The organism is Paraburkholderia sp. DD10 (genome assembly GCF_049177125.1).
In the GTDB taxonomy this organism is placed as follows: Bacteria; Pseudomonadota; Gammaproteobacteria; order Burkholderiales; family Burkholderiaceae; genus Paraburkholderia; species Paraburkholderia terricola.
In genome coordinates this window covers 2,615,678-2,637,563 of sequence record NZ_CP185392.1, presented here as the reverse complement: position 1 = coordinate 2,637,563, position 21,886 = coordinate 2,615,678, and the positions used below count along the sequence as shown (strand labels likewise).

At 66.2% G+C, this 21,886-nt stretch carries 21 protein-coding genes; 13 read left to right on the top strand and 8 right to left on the bottom strand.

What is annotated here, in order from left to right; all coding sequences use genetic code 11:
* Window positions 1-151: 151 nt before the first annotated feature.
* From ACOCG7_RS12020 to ACOCG7_RS12005, 4 genes are all read right to left on the bottom strand, one after another.
* Complete coding sequence (locus tag ACOCG7_RS12020; protein ID WP_073427252.1) at window positions 152-739, bottom strand: nucleotidyltransferase family protein; 588 nt, start codon at window positions 737-739, stop codon at window positions 152-154.
* A 75-nt stretch (window positions 740-814) separates the two neighbouring features.
* The gene (locus tag ACOCG7_RS12015) at window positions 815-3,037 is read right to left on the bottom strand and encodes a xanthine dehydrogenase family protein molybdopterin-binding subunit (RefSeq protein WP_421375600.1); all 2,223 of its coding nucleotides are present in this window, start codon (window positions 3,035-3,037) and stop codon (window positions 815-817) included.
* A complete protein-coding gene (locus tag ACOCG7_RS12010) occupies window positions 3,034-4,035 on the bottom strand; it encodes an FAD binding domain-containing protein (RefSeq protein WP_073427254.1) in 1,002 nt (333 codons plus the stop codon). The genes ACOCG7_RS12015 and ACOCG7_RS12010 overlap by 4 nt, the downstream gene beginning before the upstream one ends.
* A gap of 13 nt (window positions 4,036-4,048) precedes the next feature.
* Complete coding sequence (locus ACOCG7_RS12005) at window positions 4,049-4,786, bottom strand: 2Fe-2S iron-sulfur cluster-binding protein (protein ID WP_154872578.1); 738 nt, start codon at window positions 4,784-4,786, stop codon at window positions 4,049-4,051.
* 142 nt (window positions 4,787-4,928) lie between these two features.
* On the opposite strand from ACOCG7_RS12005, the gene ACOCG7_RS12000 reads away from it, so the two are divergent.
* From ACOCG7_RS12000 to ACOCG7_RS11990, 3 genes are all read left to right on the top strand, one after another.
* Complete coding sequence (locus tag ACOCG7_RS12000; protein WP_421375597.1) at window positions 4,929-7,052, top strand: D-(-)-3-hydroxybutyrate oligomer hydrolase; 2,124 nt, start codon at window positions 4,929-4,931, stop codon at window positions 7,050-7,052.
* A 125-nt stretch (window positions 7,053-7,177) separates the two neighbouring features.
* Window positions 7,178-7,396, top strand: a complete 219-nt coding sequence (locus tag ACOCG7_RS11995; protein WP_073427257.1) for a hypothetical protein — start codon at window positions 7,178-7,180, stop codon at window positions 7,394-7,396.
* A 24-nt stretch (window positions 7,397-7,420) separates the two neighbouring features.
* Window positions 7,421-8,230, top strand: a complete 810-nt coding sequence (locus ACOCG7_RS11990) for an exodeoxyribonuclease III (RefSeq protein ID WP_083082943.1) — start codon at window positions 7,421-7,423, stop codon at window positions 8,228-8,230.
* A 68-nt stretch (window positions 8,231-8,298) separates the two neighbouring features.
* On the opposite strand, the gene ACOCG7_RS11985 is transcribed toward ACOCG7_RS11990, so the two are convergent.
* From ACOCG7_RS11985 to motA, 3 genes are all read right to left on the bottom strand, one after another.
* A complete protein-coding gene (locus ACOCG7_RS11985) occupies window positions 8,299-8,568 on the bottom strand; it encodes a CsbD family protein (protein ID WP_073427258.1) in 270 nt (89 codons plus the stop codon).
* 165 nt (window positions 8,569-8,733) lie between these two features.
* The gene (motB, locus tag ACOCG7_RS11980; protein WP_083082942.1) at window positions 8,734-9,714 is read right to left on the bottom strand and encodes a flagellar motor protein MotB; all 981 of its coding nucleotides are present in this window, start codon (window positions 9,712-9,714) and stop codon (window positions 8,734-8,736) included.
* Window positions 9,715-9,727: 13 nt separating this feature from the next.
* Window positions 9,728-10,609, bottom strand: a complete 882-nt coding sequence (motA, locus tag ACOCG7_RS11975) for a flagellar motor stator protein MotA (protein WP_073427260.1) — start codon at window positions 10,607-10,609, stop codon at window positions 9,728-9,730.
* Between the two features lie 393 nt (window positions 10,610-11,002).
* Between motA and ACOCG7_RS11970 the strand changes: the two genes are divergently transcribed.
* Window positions 11,003-12,034, top strand: coding sequence for a hypothetical protein (locus tag ACOCG7_RS11970; protein ID WP_114164253.1), 1,032 nt, complete (start codon window positions 11,003-11,005; stop codon window positions 12,032-12,034).
* A gap of 117 nt (window positions 12,035-12,151) precedes the next feature.
* Here ACOCG7_RS11970 and ACOCG7_RS11965 read toward each other — a convergent pair whose 3' ends face one another.
* Complete coding sequence (locus tag ACOCG7_RS11965) at window positions 12,152-13,009, bottom strand: polysaccharide deacetylase family protein (RefSeq protein WP_083082940.1); 858 nt, start codon at window positions 13,007-13,009, stop codon at window positions 12,152-12,154.
* A gap of 249 nt (window positions 13,010-13,258) precedes the next feature.
* On the opposite strand from ACOCG7_RS11965, the gene ACOCG7_RS11960 reads away from it, so the two are divergent.
* From ACOCG7_RS11960 to gndA, 9 genes are all read left to right on the top strand, one after another.
* The gene (locus tag ACOCG7_RS11960) at window positions 13,259-14,134 is read left to right on the top strand and encodes a LysR family transcriptional regulator (protein ID WP_310128328.1); all 876 of its coding nucleotides are present in this window, start codon (window positions 13,259-13,261) and stop codon (window positions 14,132-14,134) included.
* Window positions 14,135-14,209: 75 nt separating this feature from the next.
* The gene (locus ACOCG7_RS11955; protein WP_114164254.1) at window positions 14,210-15,517 is read left to right on the top strand and encodes a D-amino acid dehydrogenase; all 1,308 of its coding nucleotides are present in this window, start codon (window positions 14,210-14,212) and stop codon (window positions 15,515-15,517) included.
* A gap of 127 nt (window positions 15,518-15,644) precedes the next feature.
* Complete coding sequence (locus tag ACOCG7_RS11950; RefSeq protein WP_073427263.1) at window positions 15,645-16,541, top strand: glutamate/aspartate ABC transporter substrate-binding protein; 897 nt, start codon at window positions 15,645-15,647, stop codon at window positions 16,539-16,541.
* 101 nt (window positions 16,542-16,642) lie between these two features.
* The gene (locus ACOCG7_RS11945; RefSeq protein ID WP_310313863.1) at window positions 16,643-17,407 is read left to right on the top strand and encodes an SDR family oxidoreductase; all 765 of its coding nucleotides are present in this window, start codon (window positions 16,643-16,645) and stop codon (window positions 17,405-17,407) included.
* Between the two features lie 89 nt (window positions 17,408-17,496).
* Window positions 17,497-17,721 carry an oxidoreductase-like domain-containing protein gene (locus ACOCG7_RS11940; RefSeq protein WP_310128322.1) on the top strand — a complete coding sequence of 75 codons (225 nt, stop codon included), beginning with the start codon at window positions 17,497-17,499 and terminating at the stop codon, window positions 17,719-17,721.
* A 48-nt stretch (window positions 17,722-17,769) separates the two neighbouring features.
* Window positions 17,770-18,639: an NAD-dependent protein deacetylase gene (locus ACOCG7_RS11935; protein WP_310313867.1), complete on the top strand. Its 870-nt coding sequence runs from the start codon at window positions 17,770-17,772 to the stop codon at window positions 18,637-18,639.
* A 44-nt stretch (window positions 18,640-18,683) separates the two neighbouring features.
* On the top strand, window positions 18,684-19,289 hold the full coding sequence (locus ACOCG7_RS11930; protein ID WP_421375591.1) for a pyridoxamine 5'-phosphate oxidase family protein: 606 nt from the start codon (window positions 18,684-18,686) through the stop codon (window positions 19,287-19,289).
* 15 nt (window positions 19,290-19,304) lie between these two features.
* The gene (locus ACOCG7_RS11925) at window positions 19,305-19,937 is read left to right on the top strand and encodes a DUF938 domain-containing protein (RefSeq protein ID WP_310313870.1); all 633 of its coding nucleotides are present in this window, start codon (window positions 19,305-19,307) and stop codon (window positions 19,935-19,937) included.
* A 316-nt stretch (window positions 19,938-20,253) separates the two neighbouring features.
* Entirely contained in the window at window positions 20,254-21,663 is a 1,410-nt protein-coding gene (gene gndA / locus ACOCG7_RS11920; protein WP_154872581.1) for an NADP-dependent phosphogluconate dehydrogenase, read from the top strand.
* Window positions 21,664-21,886 lie beyond the last annotated feature (223 nt).

The window sequence follows — 21,886 nt, the reverse complement described above, 5'->3', positions numbered from 1 at the left end:
TCGAGGCGTAAGCGTGGGCGCAAATCGCGATGTCACCTCAGCTTAGGCGGAATCGGGACGGCTTGCGCAACATCTGATGAGCGCAAGGCGCATGCCTGGGCGCGCCGGGCTGCCGGCAGTCGTCTGCGCACCAGCATCGCGGCCACGCCGCCTACACGTTGCGCAAATCTTCCGGCGTATCGACATCGCGCAAGATGCCCGGATCGTCGACGTCCAGCCGCGTGACATGCTGCGACATCAACAGGGAGCGCGCGCCCGCGTCGCCGTCGAGCTTCAGCAGCGCATCGCGGTGCGCGACGCCGAAGCCGACCGGATGCCCGCGTTGCCCCTCGTAAAACGGCGCGACCAGCGACGCGCCGCCATCCAGCGCACGCGCGAGCGCTTCGATCGTCGTCACGGCGATGCGCGGCATGTCGGCGAGCGCGACGATCCAGCCTTCGGCGTCGTCGCTCGCCTCGATGCCCGCGGCGAGGCTCGCGCCCATGCCGCGCTCGGCGGCCGGGGCGAACACCACCTCGCAGCCGGCGTCGTTCAGCAGGCGCGCAAGGGCGTCCGAGCCGGGCCGCACCACGGCCACCACGCGCGGCACGACCGCGAGCAGCCGATGCGCGGCTTCATGCGCGACCGGCGTGCCGTCGCGCATGCGCGCGAGCAGCTTGTTGTGCATGCCGTCCGGGTCGAAGCGCGAGCCGAGACCGGCGGCGAGCAACACGCCAGTGGCGAGCGAGGCATAGGCCATGAGCGGGCACCGGGAGAAAGGATGAAACCGATTGTGCGTTGCAACGCATGACGAGGCAAGCGCGAAAGCATCCCTTCAAACCCGCACCTGCCCCATCACCTTATCGAGCGTGATCGGCAAATCGCGCACGCGCACGCCGGTCGCGTGAAACACCGCATTCGCAATCGCCGCCGGCACGCCCGTAATGCCGATCTCACCGATGCCGCGCACGCCGAGCGAGTTGATATACGGATCCGGCCGGTCAATGAAGGTAATGTCGAGGGAGCCGATATCCGCGTTCACCGGCACGTGGTACTCCGCGAGATTCGCGTTGGTGAAGCGTCCAGTGCGCGTATCGAGCGAGCTTTCCTCCTGCAACGCGGCCCCCACGCCCCACACGATGCCGCCCAGCATCTGGCTGCGCGCGGTCTTCTCGTTGAGCACGCGGCCCACGTCGTAGACGGCGACGACCCGCGGCACGCGGATCGTGCCGAGATCCGCGTCGACGTGAACCTCGACGAATACCGCGCCGAACGAGTGAAACGAGTACTTCTGCTTCTCGTCGCCGGGCTTGACGCTCGAGGCCGCCTCGATCGGCTTGCCGCCCGAGCGCGCGATGATCGCCGCCGCCGGATCGCGCTTCGCCGGCTGTGAGCGGCTCATCACCCAGCCGTTTTCCACGGTGACGTCGTCGAGCGCGAGGCCGTGCACGGGCGAGGCCTGATCCGCGAGCGCCAGTGCGATCAACTGGCTGCGCGCCTGGCTCGCGGCGTCGCGCACGGCCGGCGATACGCTCGCCGCCGATTGCGAGCCGCCCGACACCGGCGCGCGAGGCAGCGACGAATCGCCGAGCGCGAAGCGGATGCTTTCGGGCGCGAAGCCGAGCGCGTCGGCGGCCACCTGGGTCATCACGGTGTAGGTGCCGGTGCCGATGTCCTGCGTGCCGGAGGCGACCATCGCGGTGCCGTCCGGCAGAATCCGCGCAATCGCCGCGGCTTCGCTGCGGTTGGCCGGATACGTGGCGGTCGCCATGCCCATGCCGATCAGCGTATTGCCGTTACGCATCGAGCGGGGCGCGCCGCTGCGCCGCGACCAGCCGAACTTCTGCGCGCCGATCTGGTAACACTCGCGCAAGGATTTGCCCGACCACGGCTTGTTTTCCTGCGGATCGGCGTCGGCGTGATTCTTCATGCGCAGCGCGAGCGGGTCCATGTTCAACGCCGCCGCGAGTTCGTCCATGGCCGATTCGAGCGCGAACGAGCCGGTCGTTTCGCCGGGGGCGCGCATGAAGGTCGGCGTGCCGAGGTTCAACTGCACGAGCCGGTGCGTGGTGATCTGATTAGGCACCGCGTACAGCATGCGCGTGACCATGCAGCAGGTCTCGGTCCAATCCTCGATCGTCGACGTGTTCGAGATGCTGTCGTGGCGCATCGCGGTCAGCGTGCCGTCGCGCCGCGCGGCGAGCAGCAGGTGCTGCTCGGTTCGCGGACGCGCGCCGACCGGGCCGAACATCTGCGGCCGTTGCAGCACGAGCCGCACCGGGCGTCCCGTCTGCTTCGCCGCCATCGCGCACAACGACACATGCGACCACGACGAGCCCTTGCAACCGAACCCGCCGCCGACGAACGGCGAGATCACGCGCACGTCGCCGGGCGCGATGCCGAACGTTTTGGCGACCGCCTGCGCCGCGCCGCTCACGCCTTGCGTCGAATCGTAGAGCGTGAGTTGCGGGCCGTCCCAGCGCGCCATCGTCGCGTGCGGTTCCATCGGATTGTGATGCTCGATCGGCGTGGTGTAGGTCACGTCGACGTGCACCGCCGCGCCGCGCATGCCGTCCTCGAAGCTGCCGCGCCGCGTATCGGTCTGCCGGCCTTGCGGCTTGTCCGGCGCATGGCTGTTCGACTTGGCCCGCGTGAAATCGAGCATCGCCGGGCTCGCCTGGTAAGCGATGCGCAACTGACGCGCGGCGTCGGTCGCCTGTTCGAGCGTGTCCGCGACCACCACCGCGACTGGCTCGTTGTTGTAGTGAACCTCGTTGTCCTGCAGCAGCGAGAGGCGGCGGCCGGCCGGCGGCGCCAACGCGGGCTTGCCGCCGTTCGGCAGGCGCGGCGCGTTCTGATACGTCATCACGAGCAGCACGCCGGGCAGCGCCTGCGCGCGGGCCGCGTCGATCGACGCAATCGTGCCGCACGCGATCGTGCTGGTGACGAGCACCGCATGCGCGAGACGCGCCTCGGGAAACTCGCCGGCATAGCGCGCCTCGCCGGTTACCTTGAGCAGACCGTCGGTGCGGTCGAACGGTTGTCCGATCAGATTCATGCGACACCTCCGGCACGGCCAGCGGCCTGGTTCACCGCGCGCACGATCGCGCGTTGCGCGAGCTGCACCTTGAAACGGTTGTCGTGTTGGGGCCGCGCATCGCGCAGCGCGGCGGCGGCGGCGTCTCGCAGCGTCGCTTGCGTGAGCGGCCGGCCGTCGAGCATCTGTTCGGCGGCGCTCGCGCGCCACGGTTTATGCGCGACGCCGCCCAAGGCGATACGCGCGGTCTTCACGCGCTCGCCGTCCATCTGCAAGGCGGCGGCGACCGAGACGAGCGCGAACGCATAACTGGCCCGGTCGCGCACTTTCAGGTAATGCGAACGCGCGCTGAAGAGCGCTGGCGGCAGATCCACCGCGGTAATCAATTCACCGGGCTGCAAGGTGGTGTCGAGCTCGGGCCGATCGCCGGGGAGCCGGTGAAAATCGGCGAACGCAATGGTCCGCTCGCCTGCCGGGCCGCTCACGCGCACCACCGCATCGAGCGCGGCAAGCGCCACGCTCATATCCGACGGGTTCACGGCGATGCATTGCGCACTCGCGCCGAGAATCGCGTGCGTGCGATTGTGGCCGTCGAGCGCGGCGCACCCGCTGCCGGGCGTGCGTTTATTGCATTGCGTGAAGGCGGTGTCGTAAAAGTAGCCGCAGCGGGTTCGTTGCAGCAGATTCCCGCCGACCGTCGCCATATTGCGCAGTTGCGCCGATGCGCCCGCCAGAAATGCTTGCGACAACAGCGGGTATTGCTCGCGCACCAGCGCATGATTCGCCGCATCGCTGTTGCGCACGAGCGCGCCGATGCGGATGCCGCCGTCGGGGAGCGTCGTGATCGTATCGAGTCCGCGAATATGCGTGATATCGATGAGCCGCACGGGCCGCGTCACGCCGCCCTTCATCAGATCGAGCAGATTCGTGCCGCCGCCGATGAACACCGCGCCGGGTTGCTGAACCGCGCGCACCGCGCCGGCGATATCGCCGGCGCGTTCGTAAGAGATTGCATCCATGCTGGTCGCTCCGTCAGGCGTTGCCGGTGCCGTTGCCATCGCTCGCGGCGCTGCCGCTCTGGCTACCGCCTTCATGCACCGCGCGCACCGCGGCGACGATGTTCGCGTAGGCGCCGCAACGGCAAATATTGCCGCTCATGCGCTCGCGAATCTCGTCGTCGGAAAATTGAGCAGGGCGGCGGCGCACATCGGCCGTCACGGTGCTGGCCGCGCCGTCGCGGAATTCGCTCAGCAGGGCCGTCGCGGAACATAACTGACCCGGTGTGCAGTAACCGCACTGGAAAGCATCGTGTTCGATGAAGGCGCGCTGCATCGGACTCAGCGCGCCGTTGGCGGCGAGCCCCTCGACCGTCGTGATGTGCTCGCCTTCATGCATGACGGCGAGCGTCAGGCACGAGTTGATGCGGCGGCCGTCGGCGAGCACGGTGCAGGCGCCGCACTGCCCGCGGTCGCAACCTTTCTTGGTGCCCATCAGCCCCGCGTATTCGCGCAGCGCATCGAGCAGGGTCACGCGCGGTTCGAGTCGTAGCGCATAAGCGCGGCCGTTGATCGTCAACGTGACCGGGCGCGGCGGTACGGCGTCGCGAGCTTGCGCGGGCGGTGCGGACGGCGATTGATCTTGCGCGCGAAGGTGCGGCGCCGCACCGACCGTGGCGGCCGCGGCAGCCGATTGCAGAAAGCGGCGTCGCGCGGGTCGACGTGGGGTGGCGTTCTTGTCGCCCGAATCCTGACATTCCTTATTCGAAGACATGACGTTCAGTTGACTCCATTCAAAGGTGCATGCACGCTGGCGATGCGCCGGTATCCGACGCGCGCGATCCGACACACGGCAGGTAGCATGTTCGGTGCCGTTGCGTCTTCAACCGTATGAAAAAATCACGGAGACAGCAAAGATGACTTCACGAAAAAGAGTCACGCCGGCGCTACAGTCCGGCTCACCGGCGCGGGCGATCGCCACGGGCGTGGCGGCCGTTATCGTTCTGACCGCTTGCCACAGCGGTGACGACGACGTCAAGCCTCCGCAAGCCAACGTCTTGCCGAGCTTCATCAAGAGCGCGGTGAAAACCCAATCCTACGACGGCAACGCCGACGATCTGCTGACAGCGGGCCTCGGCAAGACCGGCCTCGCGTCGGCCACCGCGCCGGCCATCGCCAACCCGGCGCAGCCGAGCGCCGCCGAGCTGCGGCGGCTTGCGATCTGGTCGAACTATCGCGCGCTCGTCGACATGACGGCGAACGGCGGTTATGGACGCTTCTGGGGACCCAATGTCGACCTGAACGGCAACGACACGCTGGGCGAAGGCAAGATCGCCGGCAAGGAATACCTCGCATTCGCCGACGACGGCAGCGGCAAGCAGAACGTCAGCATGCTCGTGCAGATACCGGCGAGCTTCAATGCGGATCAGCCGTGCATCGTCACGGCGACGTCATCCGGTTCGCGGGGCGTATACGGCGCGATTTCCGCGGCCGGCGAGTGGGGCCTCAAGCGCGGCTGCGCGGTGGCCTACACCGACAAGGGCGGCGGCAACGGCGCGCATGAACTGTCGACCAACCGCGTCACCTTGATCGACGGCACGCTCGCGGACGCGGGCGCCGCGGGCAAGGCGAGCCTCTTCACGGCGAACCTCGGCAATGTCGATCTGGCCACGTTCAATAGCCAGTTCCCGAATCGCTATGCGTTCAAGCATGCGCATTCGCAGCAGAACCCGGAGCAGGACTGGGGCAAGAACACGCTGCAAGCCATCCAGTTCGCCTATTGGGCGCTCAACGATTCGTATGGTCCGCTCAACGGCTCGGCGCACACGGTGCGTTATGCGAGCGGCAGCATCACGACCATCGCGGCGTCGGTGAGCAATGGCGGGGGCGCGTCGCTCGCGGCGGCCGAGCAGGATACGTCCGGCCTGATCACCGCGGTCGTGGTCGGCGAACCGCAGATCAACTTGCGACTGCCCGCCTCGGTGTCGGTCACGCAGGGCGGCGCGCCGGTCGGGGCGATCGGCAAGCCGCTCGCCGACTACACCACGCTCGCCAACACCTTGCAGCCGTGCGCGGCGCTCGCGCCGGCCGCAACCGGCGCGCCCTATCTGAGCGCGCTGCCGCTGGCCACGACCAATGCGATTCGCAGCGCGCGATGCGCGTCGCTGGCGAGCGCCGGCATCATCACCGGCGGCGACGTGGCGACCCAGGCGACCAACGCGCTCGCGCTGCTGCATCAGAACGGCTATCAGACCGACTCCGATGTGCTGCAAGCGCCGATGTGGGATTCGCAAGCGGTGCCGGCCGTCGCCGTGACCTATGCGAACGCGTACGCGCGTTCGAGCGTCACGGACAACCTCTGCAACTTCAGCTTAGGCACCACCAGTTCGACGGGTGCGGCCGGCGTGACGCCGGCGGTCTCGCCGATGCTCACGGTATTCGGCAACGGCAACGGCGTGCCGCCCACCAACGGCGTCAATCTCGTCTTCAACGCGGGGGCGACGGGAGCCGCGGATCATCGGCTCGCGACCGCCGACGCCAGCTACGCCGGCGCGGCCTGCCTGCGTACGCTGTGGACCAACGGCACGTTGACCAACAGCGTGGAGGCGGTGCGCGTCAACGCCAATCTGCACGGCAAGCCCGCGATCATCGTGCAGGGTCGCGCCGATGCGCTCGTGCCGATCAACCACGCATCGCGTCCGTACCTCGGGCTCAATCAGTTGACCGAGGGCGGCGCAAGCAAGCTGTCGTTCTATGAAGTGACGAACGCCCAGCATTTCGATGCGTTTCTCGGCGTGGCCGGCTTCGATACGCGCTTCGTGCCGCTGCACTACTACGATATTCAGGCGCTCAATCTGATGTGGAGTCATCTGAAGAGCGGCACGCCGCTGCCGCCGTCGCAGGTGATTCACACGGTGCCGCGCGGCGGCACCGCCGGCGCCGCGCCGCCGCTCACCACGGCCAACTTGCCGGCGATCGCGGCCACCCCGGCCGCCAATGCGATCACGGTCGCCAATGGCGCGGTGAACGTGCCGAACTGAGTGGGCGAGGCCCGCGGCGGCGCGCTTTCAGCGCGCGAGACGCGGGCCGCTCAGGCACGACCAGGCACGGCCAGGAACAAGCGATGCTACCGCTGACGAGGTCAAGCGCGTTCAGAGGAGAGCGAATGCAGTTCGACTACCGGCATTTCCACATCGACTGCCGCGCCCGCCATGCGGAAGACGGCTACTACTACGCGAGAGCCCGCATCACGCACGTTCCGCAAGATAACGGGCATTGCCGCTCGCACGATTCCGGCGACATCGACGCCTTTTCGAACGAAGCCGATGCCATTTCCTGCGCGAAGTCATGGGCGATGGAGTGGTGCGATACGGCGGCAGCCTAGATCGCCTTGCAGGGAGAACACGCCGTGGCGAAGCTCCGAATTGCAACTTTCAACATCAACGGAATCCGTTCGCGCTTGCCGGCGCTATTGCAATGGCTCGAGCGGGAGGCACCCGACATCGTGTGCCTGCAGGAACTCAAGGCGCTCGACAGCGCGTTTCCCGTCGAGCCGCTGCGCGAAGCGGGCTATAGCGCCATCTGGCAAGGACAGAGCGCGTGGAACGGCGTGGCGATTCTGTCGAAGGGAGAGGCCCCGCATGAAAGCCGCCGCGGCCTGCCCGGTTTCGAGGAGGACACGCACAGCCGCTATCTGGAAGCGGCCGTGGGCGGCGTGCTGGTGTGCTGCCTGTATCTGCCGAACGGCAATCCGCAACCGGGCCCCAAGTTCGACTACAAGCTCGCATGGTTCGACCATCTGATCGCGCATGCGGCGAAGCTGTTCAGGAGCGGCCATCCGGTGGTGCTGGCCGGCGACTTCAACGTCGTGCCCACCGACGAGGACATCTACAATCCGCGTTCATGGCTGAAGGATGCGCTGCTGCAACCCGAAAGCCGCGAGCGTTATCGGCGCCTGCTCGCGCAAGGCTGGACCGACGCGCTGCGCACGCATTTCGGCGACGAGCGCGTCTACACCTTCTGGGATTATTTCCGCCGTCATTGGGACACCAACTCCGGCTTGCGGATCGACCACATTCTGCTGAGCGCGGACCTCGCGCCGCGTTTGCGCGATGCGGGCGTCGACCGCTGGGTGCGCGGCGAGCCGCATGCGAGCGATCATGCGCCGGCGTGGGTGGAACTGGAGATGGGCGCGGCGCGCCGCAGGAAAAACGGCTGACGGGCGATCGCTCACGGCGGACCGCCCGGCGTTCATCGAAGCCGCCGAATAGCGGCGAGACCAGGAGACTAATAGTCGCGCCGCGAGCCGCCGTGCGACCACAGCGCGCCGGCCACGAAACCGGCGAGCGCGACCACCGCGAGCGTGGTGAACGGGCTTTCAGCCGTGGTTTCGCGTAACAGACTGGTGGTATTCGCGCAAAGCTGCTGCGCCTTGCCGCTCAATTCGCGGGCCTTGCCCGCCATCTGCTCGCGTGTGTCGCCGAGCATCTCGCCGGCCGCGCCTTGAACCTTGCCCGCGGCTTCCTTCACCGCGCCTTGTGCTGAATTGGTGTCCATACGTTTGCTCCCGTTGTCATATTTACGTGTGAACTCGTCGCAATTGCAACGCCGCCACACCAAGGTTCGCGCAGGCCGCCCGGCAAAAAGGGCGGCTTACGTCCACCGGACAGGGCGCAAGAAGCGCGCCCGAGGAGCCGCGAACAACTGGACGCCGGCAAAAGACTACGGCGAGCGGCGGGTGAAGCTCACCGGCTGCAAGCGCCCGGCCACCGTGGGAATGGCTGAACTCGCCGGCACGCTGTCGTCGATCGCGGTGCGTCCGCCGTCGTGGAAGAACGCCAGCTCCGCGGCCTTGTTCAGCACGAGGATGCTGATGCGCCGGTTAGTCGGTTCGTCCGTGACGCGGCTATTCAGCGGCAGCACGTCCGCCAGCCCGCGCACTTGCAGCACCTTGTCCGCATGCATGCCGCCGGCCACCAGCGCGCGGCGCGCGGCGTTCGCGCGTTCGGACGACAACTCCCAGTTCGAATAGCCTTCCGGGCCCGCGGCGAACATCACCGCGTCCGTATGGCCGGCAATCGAAACGCGGTTCTCCACGTCGTTGAGCGCCGCGCCGATCTGCGTGAGGATCGTCACCGCGTACGGTTGCAGCTTCGAACTGCCGGACGGAAACATCGGCCGGTTCTGCGAATCGACGATCTCGATGCGCAGCCCTTCGTTCGTGATCGAAATGCGGATCTGGTCCTTGAACGACTTCAGCGTGGGGCTCTGCTCGATCAACGCGGTGAGCTTCGCCTTCAGTTGCTGCAGGCGGGCCGCGTCGGCGGGCGACACGGTCGGCGCGGCCGTGGCCGGCGGCTCGATCTGGCTTTTCTTGCCGTCGCCGGGCCGCGTATCGGAGACGTCGCGGCCGCCGCCTTGCACCACGCTGGGACGCGCCGCGGCCGTGCTGTCGTTGCCGCCGAGCATGGCCGACAGCGGGGTGTTGAAGTAATCCTCGATGCCCTGCTTGTCGTACTTCGACGTGGAGCCGAGCAGCCACATCAGCAGAAAGAACGCCATCATCGCGGTGACGAAGTCGGCGTAGGCGATTTTCCATGCGCCGCCGTGATGCGCGCCGTGGTCGCCGCCTTTCCTCGAGCGGCGCACGATCACCGGGGCCGGCGTCTCGCCCTGCGAGCCGCGCGATTTTCTGTCGCTCATCATGCCGCTCCGGTCAGGCCGAGGCCGATGCCGGCTTCGGCGTCTTGGTGGCGCGCACGGCGTCGTCGAGTTCCTGGAAGCTCGGACGGTCCGCGGTGAACAGCACCTTGCGGCCGAATTCGACGGCCACCGGCGGCGCGTAGCCCGAGAGCGACGCGAGCAGCACGGCCTTCACGCACTGATACGGTTTGGCTTCCGCGCGGGCCTTCGCATTGAGCAGGTCGGCGAGCGGGCCGATGAAGCCATACGCGAGAAGAATGCCGAGAAACGTGCCGACCAATGCGCCGGCGATCATTTCGCCGAGCACGGCGGGCGGCGCGCCGACCGAACCCATCGTGTGAACCACGCCCATGACCGCGGCGACGATGCCGAAGGCGGGCAGGCCGTCGGCCATTTTCTGGATCGCGTTGGCCGCGATCGACGCTTCCGCGTGATGCGTGGCCAGTTCCTCGTCGATCAGGTCCTGCACTTCGAGCACGTTGACGTTGCCGCCGGACATCATGCGCAGATAGTCGACGATGAAGTCGAGCAGATGATGGTCGCCGAGAATCTGCGGATACTTCTGGAAGATCACGCTTTCTTCCGGGGCGTTGACGTCGGCTTCGAGCGACATCATGCCCTCCTTGCGCGCCTTCTGAAGCAGTTCGTAGAGCAGCGCGATCAGTTCAAGGTATTTCGCCTTGGTATAGCCGCCGCCCTTGAAGCATGAAGGGATCGCCTTGAGGGTTTTCTTCAGCGTGGAAGTCGGATTGCTCACGACGAACGCACCGATCGCCGCGCCGAAAATGCAGAGCAATTCGAACGGCTGAATGAGCGCCGGCAAATGCCCGCCCACGCCTAGAAAACTGCCCAGGACGGACCCCAGCACGAGGATCCAGCCGATTGCGACGAACATACTCTCTCCGTTTGACTTGGGCGACGCACGTCGAATGGCGCACCCCTTTTTTCGAGGGTTGGCCGGTGCGTCGTAAGGTTCCGTATGTATTGGTAAACGGCGGGATTCGCGCCGGCTGAAGTGCGGGCGTGAACGAAAGAAGAAATTCGCCGGACGATTGGCTTTTGAACCGGCTGCCGGTAATTTTGCCCGTGTGCTTTGCCCGTTGCGATGCCGTCGTTGCGGCTGCAACGTTGCCGCGGCAGGTCTGCTAGCATGACAGGCAGTGTTCAACGATGGCCGGTTCCGGCCGGTGTCCGCACTCGGGCGGCACACCGGTGAGTTGTCGAATAAAAGGCCGGCAGCCATACACGGCCTGTGGCGATAAAGGGCTTACCCACAGAGGCAGGCAGCATGCGACATCTCAATCGCGCTGTTCACTGTAGGCGCGGGTTCAACGCAGCGCGCTCCATTGCCGGTTTCCTGTTGTTGTCCGTATCCACGGTCGGTCTCGCGCAGGAATTCTCGCTGTTCGGCGGCGGCTCGCGCGCGGGCAGCACCAACACCTACACCTGGGCGCTGAACTATCAGGAAGGCTTGGGGCGCTACTTCGCCGCCAGCTTCACATGGCTCAACGAAGGCCACATCCCAGGCCATCACCGCGACGGCCAGACCATCCAGCTATGGGGGCGCATTCCCGTGGGCAGCCCGCGATTCGTGCTGCAGGCGGGCATCGGCCCCTACCGTTACTTCGATACGACCACCGCCGAGCAAGGCGGAAATTATGCCGACACGCACGGCTGGGGCGTCGTGTATAGCGTGCGCGCCGCGTACTACGCGTCGAACCGGTGGATCACGCAACTTCAGTTGAATCGCGTGCACGTGCAGCGCGGGCCGGACTCGGCCGGCGTGATGATGGGCGTCGGCTATCAGCTCGATGCGCCGGCCACGCCCGGTCCGCGCGAGAGGGCAAGCGACGGGGCAAGCGACAGCGCCCACCCGGTCACGCATAACGAAGTGGCCGTCTACCTGGGCCAAACCATCATCAACTCGAGCGATTCGCCGACCGCGCTGGGCGGCGCGATCGAATACCGGCGCGGCCTCGCGAAGTATCTCGACGTGACGGTCGGCTATCTTCACGAAGGCAGCAGCCGGGAGACGCGCCGCGACGGCATGACGAGCCAGTTGTGGGCCACCCGCGCATTCCTCGACGACAAGGTCACGCTGGCGGCCGGCCTCGGCGTGTACTACGCGATCAACGGCAATGCGAACGAGCACAGCCTGGACTCGGGCTCGGGGGCCGGCACGTTCTCCGGCCTCGTGACGGTCGCGGGCGCGTATCGTCTGACCGATCACTGGGAGGCACGGCTCGCCTGGAATCGCGTGCTGACCCGTTACGACCGCGACTCGGATGTGATTTTCGGCGGAGTGGGCTACCGTTGGTGACGGCGTGGGCGTGGGCGTGGGCGTGGGCGTGGGCGTGGGCGTGGGCGTGAGGCGCGCGGCGCGATTTTTCGAACCGCCGGTCGAGGCTCGAGCGGTTGAAGCCCGCGCGAGGCACGATCAGCCGTCGATGCGCGCCTCGCGCAATGTGACGAAGCGCAGACCTTGCTTGCGGGCCGCGTCGATCACACGCGGCAGCACCGCGAGAATCAGCGGCTTGCCCTCGACGGTGAGCGCGGCGTTGCCGTCGTGCAGCAGCAGGATGTCGCGTGGCGCAAGGCCGTCGATGAGCCGCCGCGTCACTACTTGCGGATCGCGCTCGCGCGTGTCGTAGCCGCGCCGCGTCCATGAGGCGAGCCGCAGATCGAGCTTGCGCAACACGGGTTCGAGAAAGATGTTGCGCAAGCCGGCCGGCGCGCGGAAGAACATCGGCCGCGCGCCGCCCAGTTCCTCCAGGGTACGCTGCGCGGCGTCGATTTCACGCGTGAGCGCGCCCGGCAACGTCACCGAAAACGTGTGTACGTGAACCTGCGAATGGTTCTCCAGCGCATGGCCGCGCGCGACGATCTCGCGCGTGAGTTCGGGATGGCGCCGCGCGTTCTCGCCGATGCAGAAGAACGTGGCGCGCACGCCGAACGTGTCGAGCAGATCGAGCACTTGCGGCGTGACGGCGGGATCGGGGCCGTCGTCGATGGTCAGTGCGATCGCGTCCGCGTTGCGTGCGTCGGCGGGCAGGCGCGTCCAGTTCGGGCCCAGCAGCGAGGTGCGCGGCAGCAAGCCGGCCACCGTGAAAATCGCGTGGTTGACGAAGATCGCGGCCAGCCACCACGGCCACGCGGCAGGCGCGAGCAGCCATCCGGCCAGCACGAACACATGCCATGCGGCGGTGGCCGTGAGCATCGCGGGATAGCCGGTGTTCGGCCAGCGGCGCGGCGGCGTGGCCTCTCCGGCAGGCGGCGGTGTCGATAGGTCTTTCATGAAGCGTGCTTCCTGTCTTCCTTCTTCCATCCTCGGAAGGCCTTGAATCGCGCGCGTGACGCGCAACGGCGAAAGATACCATTGATGCGCCGTCCGATACGGGCGCGGACAGGAACGGCAAATAATGAAAGCATGCTGAAAGACGTTATGCTTCGCGACGGCCGCCGGGTTCGCGCTCGACGTCGACGGCGGCTCGTCCATGTCTATCCATTTGTGCTTATTTCGCCGGTCCGTGCCGGTCATGCGTCCATGCGTTTGCGCCACATCGAAATTTTTCACGCCATCATGCGCACGGGGTCGCTGTCGAAAGCGGCCGAACTGTTGTGCGTGTCGCAGCCCGCCGTGAGCAAGACGCTCGCGCAGGCGGAGCGCAGCCTCGGCTTCGCGCTGTTCAATCGCGTGCATGGCCGGTTGCAGCCGACGCGCGAGGCGGAACTGCTGTTCTCCGAATCGCAGAAGCTGCAAGCGAATCTCGACGGCATTCGCCATCTGGCGCGCAACCTCGCGTTGCAACCGGAAGGGCATCTGCGTATCGGCTGTTTGCCGAGCCTCGGCTTGAGCCTGATTCCGCCGGCGGTGCAAGCGTTCCGGCGCGGCTATCCGCGCGTGTCGCTGAAGGTGCAGACGCGGCACACGGAGGAGTTGCTGAACGCGCTGCTCACGCGCGACCTCGATCTCGCGGTCGCGCTGAATCCGCCGGCGCGGCCGGGCATCACGGCGGTCGAGCTGGGGCGCACGGCGATTGTCTGCGTGTGCCCGCCCGACGATCCCGACGCGCAACGGCCAATCGACCTGCCGGCGTTCCTCGCACGGGAATGGATCAGCATCGGCAACAGCGATCCGCTCGGCGAGCTGATCGGCAATGCGCTCGACGCGCAGGAGCTGGACGAAAGCGTCGCCGCCGTCGAGGCGCAGACCTGGTACGTGGCGCGCGCCCTGGCCGCGCGCGGCGTTGGCTATGCGCTGCTCGACGAACTGACGGCGCATTGCGGTGCCGAGCCGGTTGCGATCCGGCCGGTCACGCCCGCGCTGTCGGCCGGCGTGTTCGCGCTCTGGCGCGACGGCGGGATGGACTCGCAGGCGGGCAACGCGTTTCTCGACGTGTTGCGCGCGCATTTCGCGTGAACTCCGCATGAGCCTGCGCGAACCTCCCGCCGACGTCTTAACCCTGGGTTATGGAGCCGTGCATCTGCTCATTTGATGCGCGTATTTCGTCGCGCCACACTCGCGGTGAACGGATTCCTCGAAGGTGTGGTTGCTATGCGCGTGTGTGTACTCGGTGCGGGCGTGGTGGGTTTGACGAGCGCCTATCAATTGGCGCGCGACGGTCATGACGTGACGATTCTGGAAGGCCGCGACGGCGCCGCGCTCGAAGCGAGCTTCGCGAACGGCGGCCAGTTGAGCTATAGCTACGTCGCGCCGCTTGCCGATCCTTCGGTGTTGCCGCATCTGCCCGCGTGGCTGTTGCAAGGCGATTCCGCGTTGCGTTTCGTGCCGCGCCTCGATCCTCGGCAATGGCGCTGGTGCCTGTCGTTTCTGCTCGCATGCCGCGGCGGCCGCGCGCGCCAAACGGCCGTGGAAATGCTGCGATTGGGCGCGTTGAGCCGCGAGGCGTTGCACGAACTCGTGCAGCGCGAGTCGATCGATTTCAATTACGTGCGCAACGGCAAGCTCGTCGTCTATCGGGATGCGAATGCATTCGACGCGGCGCGCCGCAAGATGGATTTTCTGCAAGCGGCCGGTTCCGAACAGCGCGCCCTCGACGCCGCCGCTTGCGTGGCGCTCGAACCCGCATTGGAACACGCGCGGCCCTTGCTGGCGGGCGGTATTCACACGCCCTCGGAAGAGGCCGGCGATTGTCATCGGTTCAGCGTGGCGCTCGCCGGCGTGCTGAACACGCGATACGGCGTGGCGATTCACTACGAGACGCCGGTTCATTCGTTCGTCACCGAGCGCGGCGCGGCGCTTGCCGTGCGCACGCCGCGCGGCGAGATTCGCGCCGATGCATTCGTGGTCGCGTTGGGCAACGGCAGCGCGCCGTTGCTGCATGCGCTCGGCATGCGTCTGCCGATGTATCCGCTCACCGGCTACAGCCTGACGATACCCGTCGCGCCCGGCCACGCGCCGCGCGTGAGCGTGACCGATCTGCATCGCAAGGTGGTGTATGCGCCGCTCGGCGAGCGCTTGCGGATTGCGGGCATGGTCGAAATCGCCGGCATGGATGTGACGCGGCGCGACCGGCGCCTCGACCTGCTCAAGCGCCAGGCGCAGGAAATTTTCCCCGCTGCCGGCAACTACGCCGCGGCGCAGACGTGGTGCGGCCACCGTCCGGCCACGCCCGACAGCAAGCCGCTCATCGGTCCCACGCCGTATCGCAACCTGTGGCTGAACACCGGCCACGGCGCGCTCGGCTTCACGCTGGCGTGCGGCAGTGCGCGCCTGATCGCGGATGCGATCGCGGGCCGCGCGCCGCCGCTCGAACCCGGCGCTTATGCATGGCCACGCTGAGCGCGGCATACCTCGCATCATGTTTCGATTGCAACGATCCGGCTGCACCCATACAACCGCCGCATAACCGCCACACAACCGCCACACAACCGCCACACGCCGCTTCGGCACAACCCAAGGAGATGCCATGAAACTTGCAGCAGCACTCACCACGATCGCCATCGCCACGAGCTTCGCCGGCACCGCGCGCGCCGAGGAACCGAGCGCCACACTGAAAAAGATCCGCGACACCGGCGTGATTTCGCTTGGCGTACGCGAATCGTCGGTGCCGTTTTCTTACTACGATGAACAGCAGCAAGTGATCGGCTATTCGCAGGCGATCGCGCTGAAGATCGTCGACGAGGTGAAGAAGGAACTGAACCTGCCGAACCTCAAGGTGAAGGAAGTGCCGATCACGTCGCAGAACCGGATTCCGCTGGTGCAGAACGGCACCATCGACATCGAATGCGGTTCGACCACGCACACGAAGGAGCGCGACAACCAGGCGGCGTTTTCGAACAGCTTCTTCCAGTACGGCGTGCGGATGATCGTGAAGAAAAGCTCGGGCGTGAAGGACTTTCCCGACCTCGCGGGCAAGACCGTGGTGACCACGGCGGGCACGTCGGAAGAACGCCTGCTGCGGCAGATGAACAACGAGAAGGGCATGAACATGCGCCTCATCAGCGCGAAAGATCATGCCGAATCCTTTCTCAATGTAAAGACCGGCCGCGCCGTGGCATTTGTGATGGACGATCCGCTGCTGTATGGTGCTAAGGCCAAGGAGGCGGACGCGAACGACTACCTGATCACCGGCAACTCGCCGATGTCCGAGGTGTATGGCTGCATGTTCCGCAAGGACGACCCCGGCTTCAAGAAGCTCGCCGACGGCGTGATCGCGCGGCTGCAAACCTCGGGCGAGGCGGCGGCTATGTACCAGAAGTGGTTCACGCAGCCGATTCCGCCCAAGGGCATCAACCTCAACTATCCGCTCTCCGCGGATATGAAGTCGCTGTTCGCGAACCCGAACGACCGCGCGCTGGATTGACCGCTCGTCGAGCGAACGCTCGACGAAGCCGGGGCGTCGAGGCCGGCAGGTTCGCGTGCGGCGAGTTGGCCAATCGAATCTGCAAGCAAAGGAGACGTGCTGTGACGGGAACGGGAAGCAAAAAAGTCGCACTGGTGACGGGCGCGGGCAGCGGCATCGGCCGCGCGTGCGCGCTGCGGCTGGTGGAGCACGGCTATAGCGTCGTGCTGGCGGGGCGTCGTCAGGCGCTGCTCGATGCTGTCGTCGAGGCAGCACGGCCGCTCGGCGGCGAGGCGCTGGCCGTGGCGTGCGACGTGACCGACGCCGCGAACGTCGCCGCGCTGTTCGATACGATCCGCGAACGGCATGGGCGGCTCGACGTGCTGTTCAACAACGCGGGCCGCAGCGGTTCGCCCGTCGATATCGACGAACTCGATATCGACGAATGGCGCTCCGTGGTCGACACCAACCTCACCGGCGTGTTTCTCTGCACGCGCGCGGCGTTCGGTCTGATGAAGACACAGAGCCCGCGCGGCGGGCGCATCATCAACAACGGCTCGATCTCGGCGCATGCGCCGCGGCCGAACAGCATCGCGTACACGGCCACCAAGCACGCGATCACCGGCCTCACGAAAGCCGTCTCGCTCGACGGCCGCAAATACGACATCGTGTGCGGGCAGATCGACATCGGCAACGCGGCCACCGAGATGGCCGAGCGGATGGCGCGCGGCATCGTGCAGGCGAACGGCGAAATCGCGGTCGAGCCGCTGATGGACGTTCAGCACGTCGCCGACGCGGTGCTGCATATGGCGCAATTGCCGCTGTCGGCGAACGTGCAGTTCATGACCATCATGGCGAGCAAGATGCCGTTCGTGGGCCGGGGCTGACGGCTGTCTTGACGACCGCGGGCTGAAAGCGCGGCGCGGCGGATCAACTTATACTGACTGCTTCCCGCCACTTCGGAAAGCGATTCGCCGTGCCCCGAGCCACACCCAGGGACGACCCGCCGCCGGTGCCGCCCGTGCGGCCCGATCTCGACGATTGTTGTCACAGCGGCTGCAATCCGTGTGTCTTCGATCTCTACGATGAAGCGCTCGAACGCTATCAGGCCGCGCTTGCCGAATGGCAGGCGCGGCAAGCACGGCAGGCAAGCAAAGCGGCGCAAGCAAGACAGGGCAAGCCGCGCGCGCCGCGCCGTTAGTCAGCGTTCCGGTTCCACGCGAAGGCCGCAGTCCTACCACGTCCCGTCATGAGCGAACTTCAGCCCGCACACATCGAAACCATCAACGCATCGCATACGCTCGACGATCTGCATGACTTCGTGCAGCGTTATCCGCGTCTGTTCGTGCTGACCGGCGCGGGCATCAGCACCGACTCCGGCATTCCCGGCTATCGCGACGACAACGGCGAATGGAAGCGCTCGCCGCCGATCACGTTGCAGGAATTTCTCGGCACGGCCGGCATGCGCCAGCGCTACTGGGCGCGCAGCATGGTCGGCTGGCCGGTGGTCGCAGAGGCGCAGCCGAATGCCGCGCATACCGCGCTGGCCCGCCTCGAAGCGGCGGGCCGCGTGCGGGCGCTGGTCACGCAGAACGTCGACGGCCTGCATCAGCGGGCGGGCAGCCGCGAGGTGATCGAACTGCACGGCGGCATCGACGGCGTAACGTGTCTGGACTGCGGCATGCGGCACGCGCGCGCGTCGATTCAGCAGACGCTCGAAGCCGACAATCCCGCGCTCCTGAACATTACCGCCGAAACCGCCGCCGACGGCGACGCGCATCTCGAATGGCACGATCTCGAAGCGTTCCGCATTCCGGCGTGTTCGAACTGCGGCGGCTTGCTGAAACCCTCGGTGGTGTTCTTCGGCGAAAGCGTGCCGCGCGAGCGGGTCGACGCGGCCTCGCAGGCGCTCGACGCGGCGGATGCGCTGCTGGTGGTCGGCTCCTCGCTGATGGTCTACTCGGGCTATCGCTTCTGCGTGTGGGCGCAGAAGCAGGGCAAGCCGATCGTCGCGATCAATCTCGGGCGCACGCGCGCCGATTCGCTGCTGTCGCTGAAAATCGCGGCGCCGTGCGCCGATGCCTTGACCGCGCTGGCCGGTCGCCTTGCGCTGGATTGACCGGGCCGTCCGAACGAAGAACAACCGCCATCAAAGGAACGCAGATGTTGACCACGATTGAACAGCTCGAAGCGCGCTACGGCCAGCCGAATGAACGCTCCGTGCGCAAGGAGATCGCCTACGTCAATGAAGACTATCGCGCCTTTATCGAGGTCGCGCCGTTCGTCGTGCTGGCCACCGCGGGACCGGACGGCCTCGATTGTTCGCCGCGCGGCGACACGCCGGGTTTCGTGCGTATCGTCGACGGACGCACGCTCGCGCTGCCGGATCGCATCGGCAACAATCGTATCGACAGTCTGCGCAACATCATCGTCAATCCGCATCTGGCGCTGTTGTTCATCATTCCGGGCGTCGGCGAAAGTTTGCGCGTGAATGGCCGCGGTCGCATTTCCGACGATCCGGCCATGCTGAACAGTTTCGCCGTCGAGGGTAAACTGCCGCGCACCGTGCTGCTGATCGACGTCGACGCGGTGTATTTTCATTGCTCGAAGGCGCTGGTGCGCTCGAAACTATGGGACCCGGCGCATCATGTCGAACGGTCCCGGCTGCCGAGCGCGGGTGAAATTCTCCGGCGCGTCAGCGGCGCGAATTTCGACGCCGCCACTTACGACCGCGAACTCGCCGAAAGAGTGCGCACGTCGTTGTACTGAACCCAAAGCCTGAACATGACGAATCCCCAAGCGGCGCTGCGGCAACATTCGCCTTCCGCGGAACGCAACCGCGAACCGATCCTCGCCGTGCTGCGCACGGTGCTGCCGGCCACCGGCCGCGTGCTCGAAATCGCGAGCGGCACGGGGCAGCACGCGGTCTGCTTCGCCGGCGCCTTGCCGGGCCTCGACTGGCAGCCGAGCGATCTCGATGCGCAAGCACGGGCGTCGATTGCCGCGTGGGTGGCGCACGCGGGGCTGGCGAACGTGCGCGCGCCGCTCGCGCTCGACGTGCATCAGCCGGATTGGGGCGTGGACGCGCTCGACGCCGTGGTCTGCATCAACATGATTCATATCTCGCCGTGGAGCGCGGCGCAGGCGCTTTTCGCGGGCGCGGGCAATCGGCTCGTGGACGGCGGCGTGCTGTATCTGTACGGCCCTTACAAGCGCGGCGGCGCGCATACCTCGCCGAGCAACGACGCGTTCGACCGGCAATTGCGCAGCCGCGACCCCGCGTGGGGCGTGCGCGACATGGAAGCGGTGATCGCGTTGGGCGCCGCGGCGGGACTCGAGTGCGACGAGCCGATCGCGATGCCGGCCAATAACTTCAGTCTGGTGTTCAGAAGACGGCGGGGCGCGGTGCGGGGCTGAGATACGTTCGTTGGCGGGCATGCGCACGTTGCGTCTTGCGCTGGCTCGTGTCGGGCACGAACTCATGCGGCAATGCGGACGCACGGCAAGGGTGCTGCAAGAAGCACCGCCGCAATGGCCCGCTTCCGCAAGCAATCGCGAAAGGCGAACCGCAACAACCAACCGCAACAAACACCGCACTCGGCAAAAAAACTTCCGTCCGCTGCCCGCCATCAAGCGGCAAGCCGGCATTTCTTTTATGCTTTCACCCTCGACGCTCCGCCGATGTTCATTCCGGCGCGGCGTCACGACATTTTTTGGACTCTGGAGAATTCACATGGGCAAACAGGCAATCGGCGTGGTGGGGCTGGCGGTCATGGGCCGCAATCTGGCGCTCAACATCGAGAGCCGCGGCCACGCGGTGTCGGTCTACAACCGTAGCCGCGAGAAAACCGACGAACTCATCGCCGAATATCCGGGCAAGAAACTGGTGCCGGCCTTCACGCCGGAAGAGTTCGTGGAGTCGCTCGAAAAACCGCGCCGCATTCTGCTGATGGTCAAGGCAGGCGAGCCCACCGACGCCACCATCGCCCAGCTCAAACCGCTGCTGGACAAGGGCGACATTCTGATCGACGGCGGCAACACGCATTTCACCGACACGATCCGCCGCAATCAGGAACTGGCGAAGGCCGGCCTGCACTTCATCGGCACGGGCGTGTCGGGCGGCGAGGAGGGCGCGTTGAAAGGCCCGTCGATCATGCCGGGCGGCCAGCGCGACGCCTACGATCTGGTGGCGCCGATCCTCACCGAAATCGCCGCCAAGGCGCCGGACGGCGAGCCGTGCGTCGCCTACATGGGACCGGACGGCGCGGGCCACTTCGTGAAGATGGTGCACAACGGCATCGAATACGGCGACATGCAACTGATCGCCGAAAGCTATGCGGTGCTCAAGCAGGTGGTCGGTCTCTCGAACGAAGAACTCGGCAAGGTCTATACCGAGTGGAATCAGGGCGAGCTCGACAGCTATCTGATCGAAATCACCTCGAAGATTTTCAGCAAGAAAGACGAGGAAACCGGCAAGGACCTGGTGGACGTGATCCTCGACCGCGCCGCGCAGAAGGGCACCGGCAAGTGGACCAGCCAGAATGCGCTCGACCTCGGCGCACCGCTGCCGCTGATCACGGAGGCTGTGTTCGCGCGCGTGCTGTCGTCGCTGAAAGATCAGCGCGTCGCCGCGAGCAAGCTGCTGGAAGGGCCGGCGGCGAAGCCGCTCGGCGTCGAGCGCGACGCGTTCGTCGAATCGGTGCGCCGCGCGCTGTATTTCAGCAAGGTGATTTCCTACGCGCAAGGTTTCGCGCAACTGCGCGCGGCGTCGCAAGAGTACAAGTGGGATCTGGACTTCGGCACGATCGCGAAGATTTTCCGCGCCGGCTGTATCATCCGCGCCCGCTTCCTGCAGAAGATCACGGACGCCTATGCGAAAGACAAGGCGATCGCCAACCTGCTGCTCGATCCGTACTTCCGCGACATCGCGAAGAACTATCAGTCGGCGTTGCGCGAGGTCGTGGTGGCCGCGATCAATGCGGGCGTGCCGGTGCCGGCTTTCGCGTCGGCGGTGGCGTATTTCGACGCGTATCGCTCGGAGCGCCTGCCGGCGAATCTGGTGCAGGCACAGCGCGATTTCTTCGGCGCGCACACGTTCGAGCGCACCGACAAGCCGGGCAGCTTCCACGCGAACTGGAACTGAGGGTTCGAGCAGGGGACCGGCGGGCGCTTGCGATAAGGGCGCGCCGGGCCGCGCGAGCGGTTCAGATCGGGTGCCGATTGTTGCCCAACCTTGCCGGCCAGATAGCGGAACTGCCGGACTCGGCCGCTACTGTTGCAATAATCGAAATTGAGTTTCGTCGTTTAAGGGGTTTCCCCTAGATGTCGACCCTCCTAAACTTCTTCTCAAGCGCTACGGGATAACA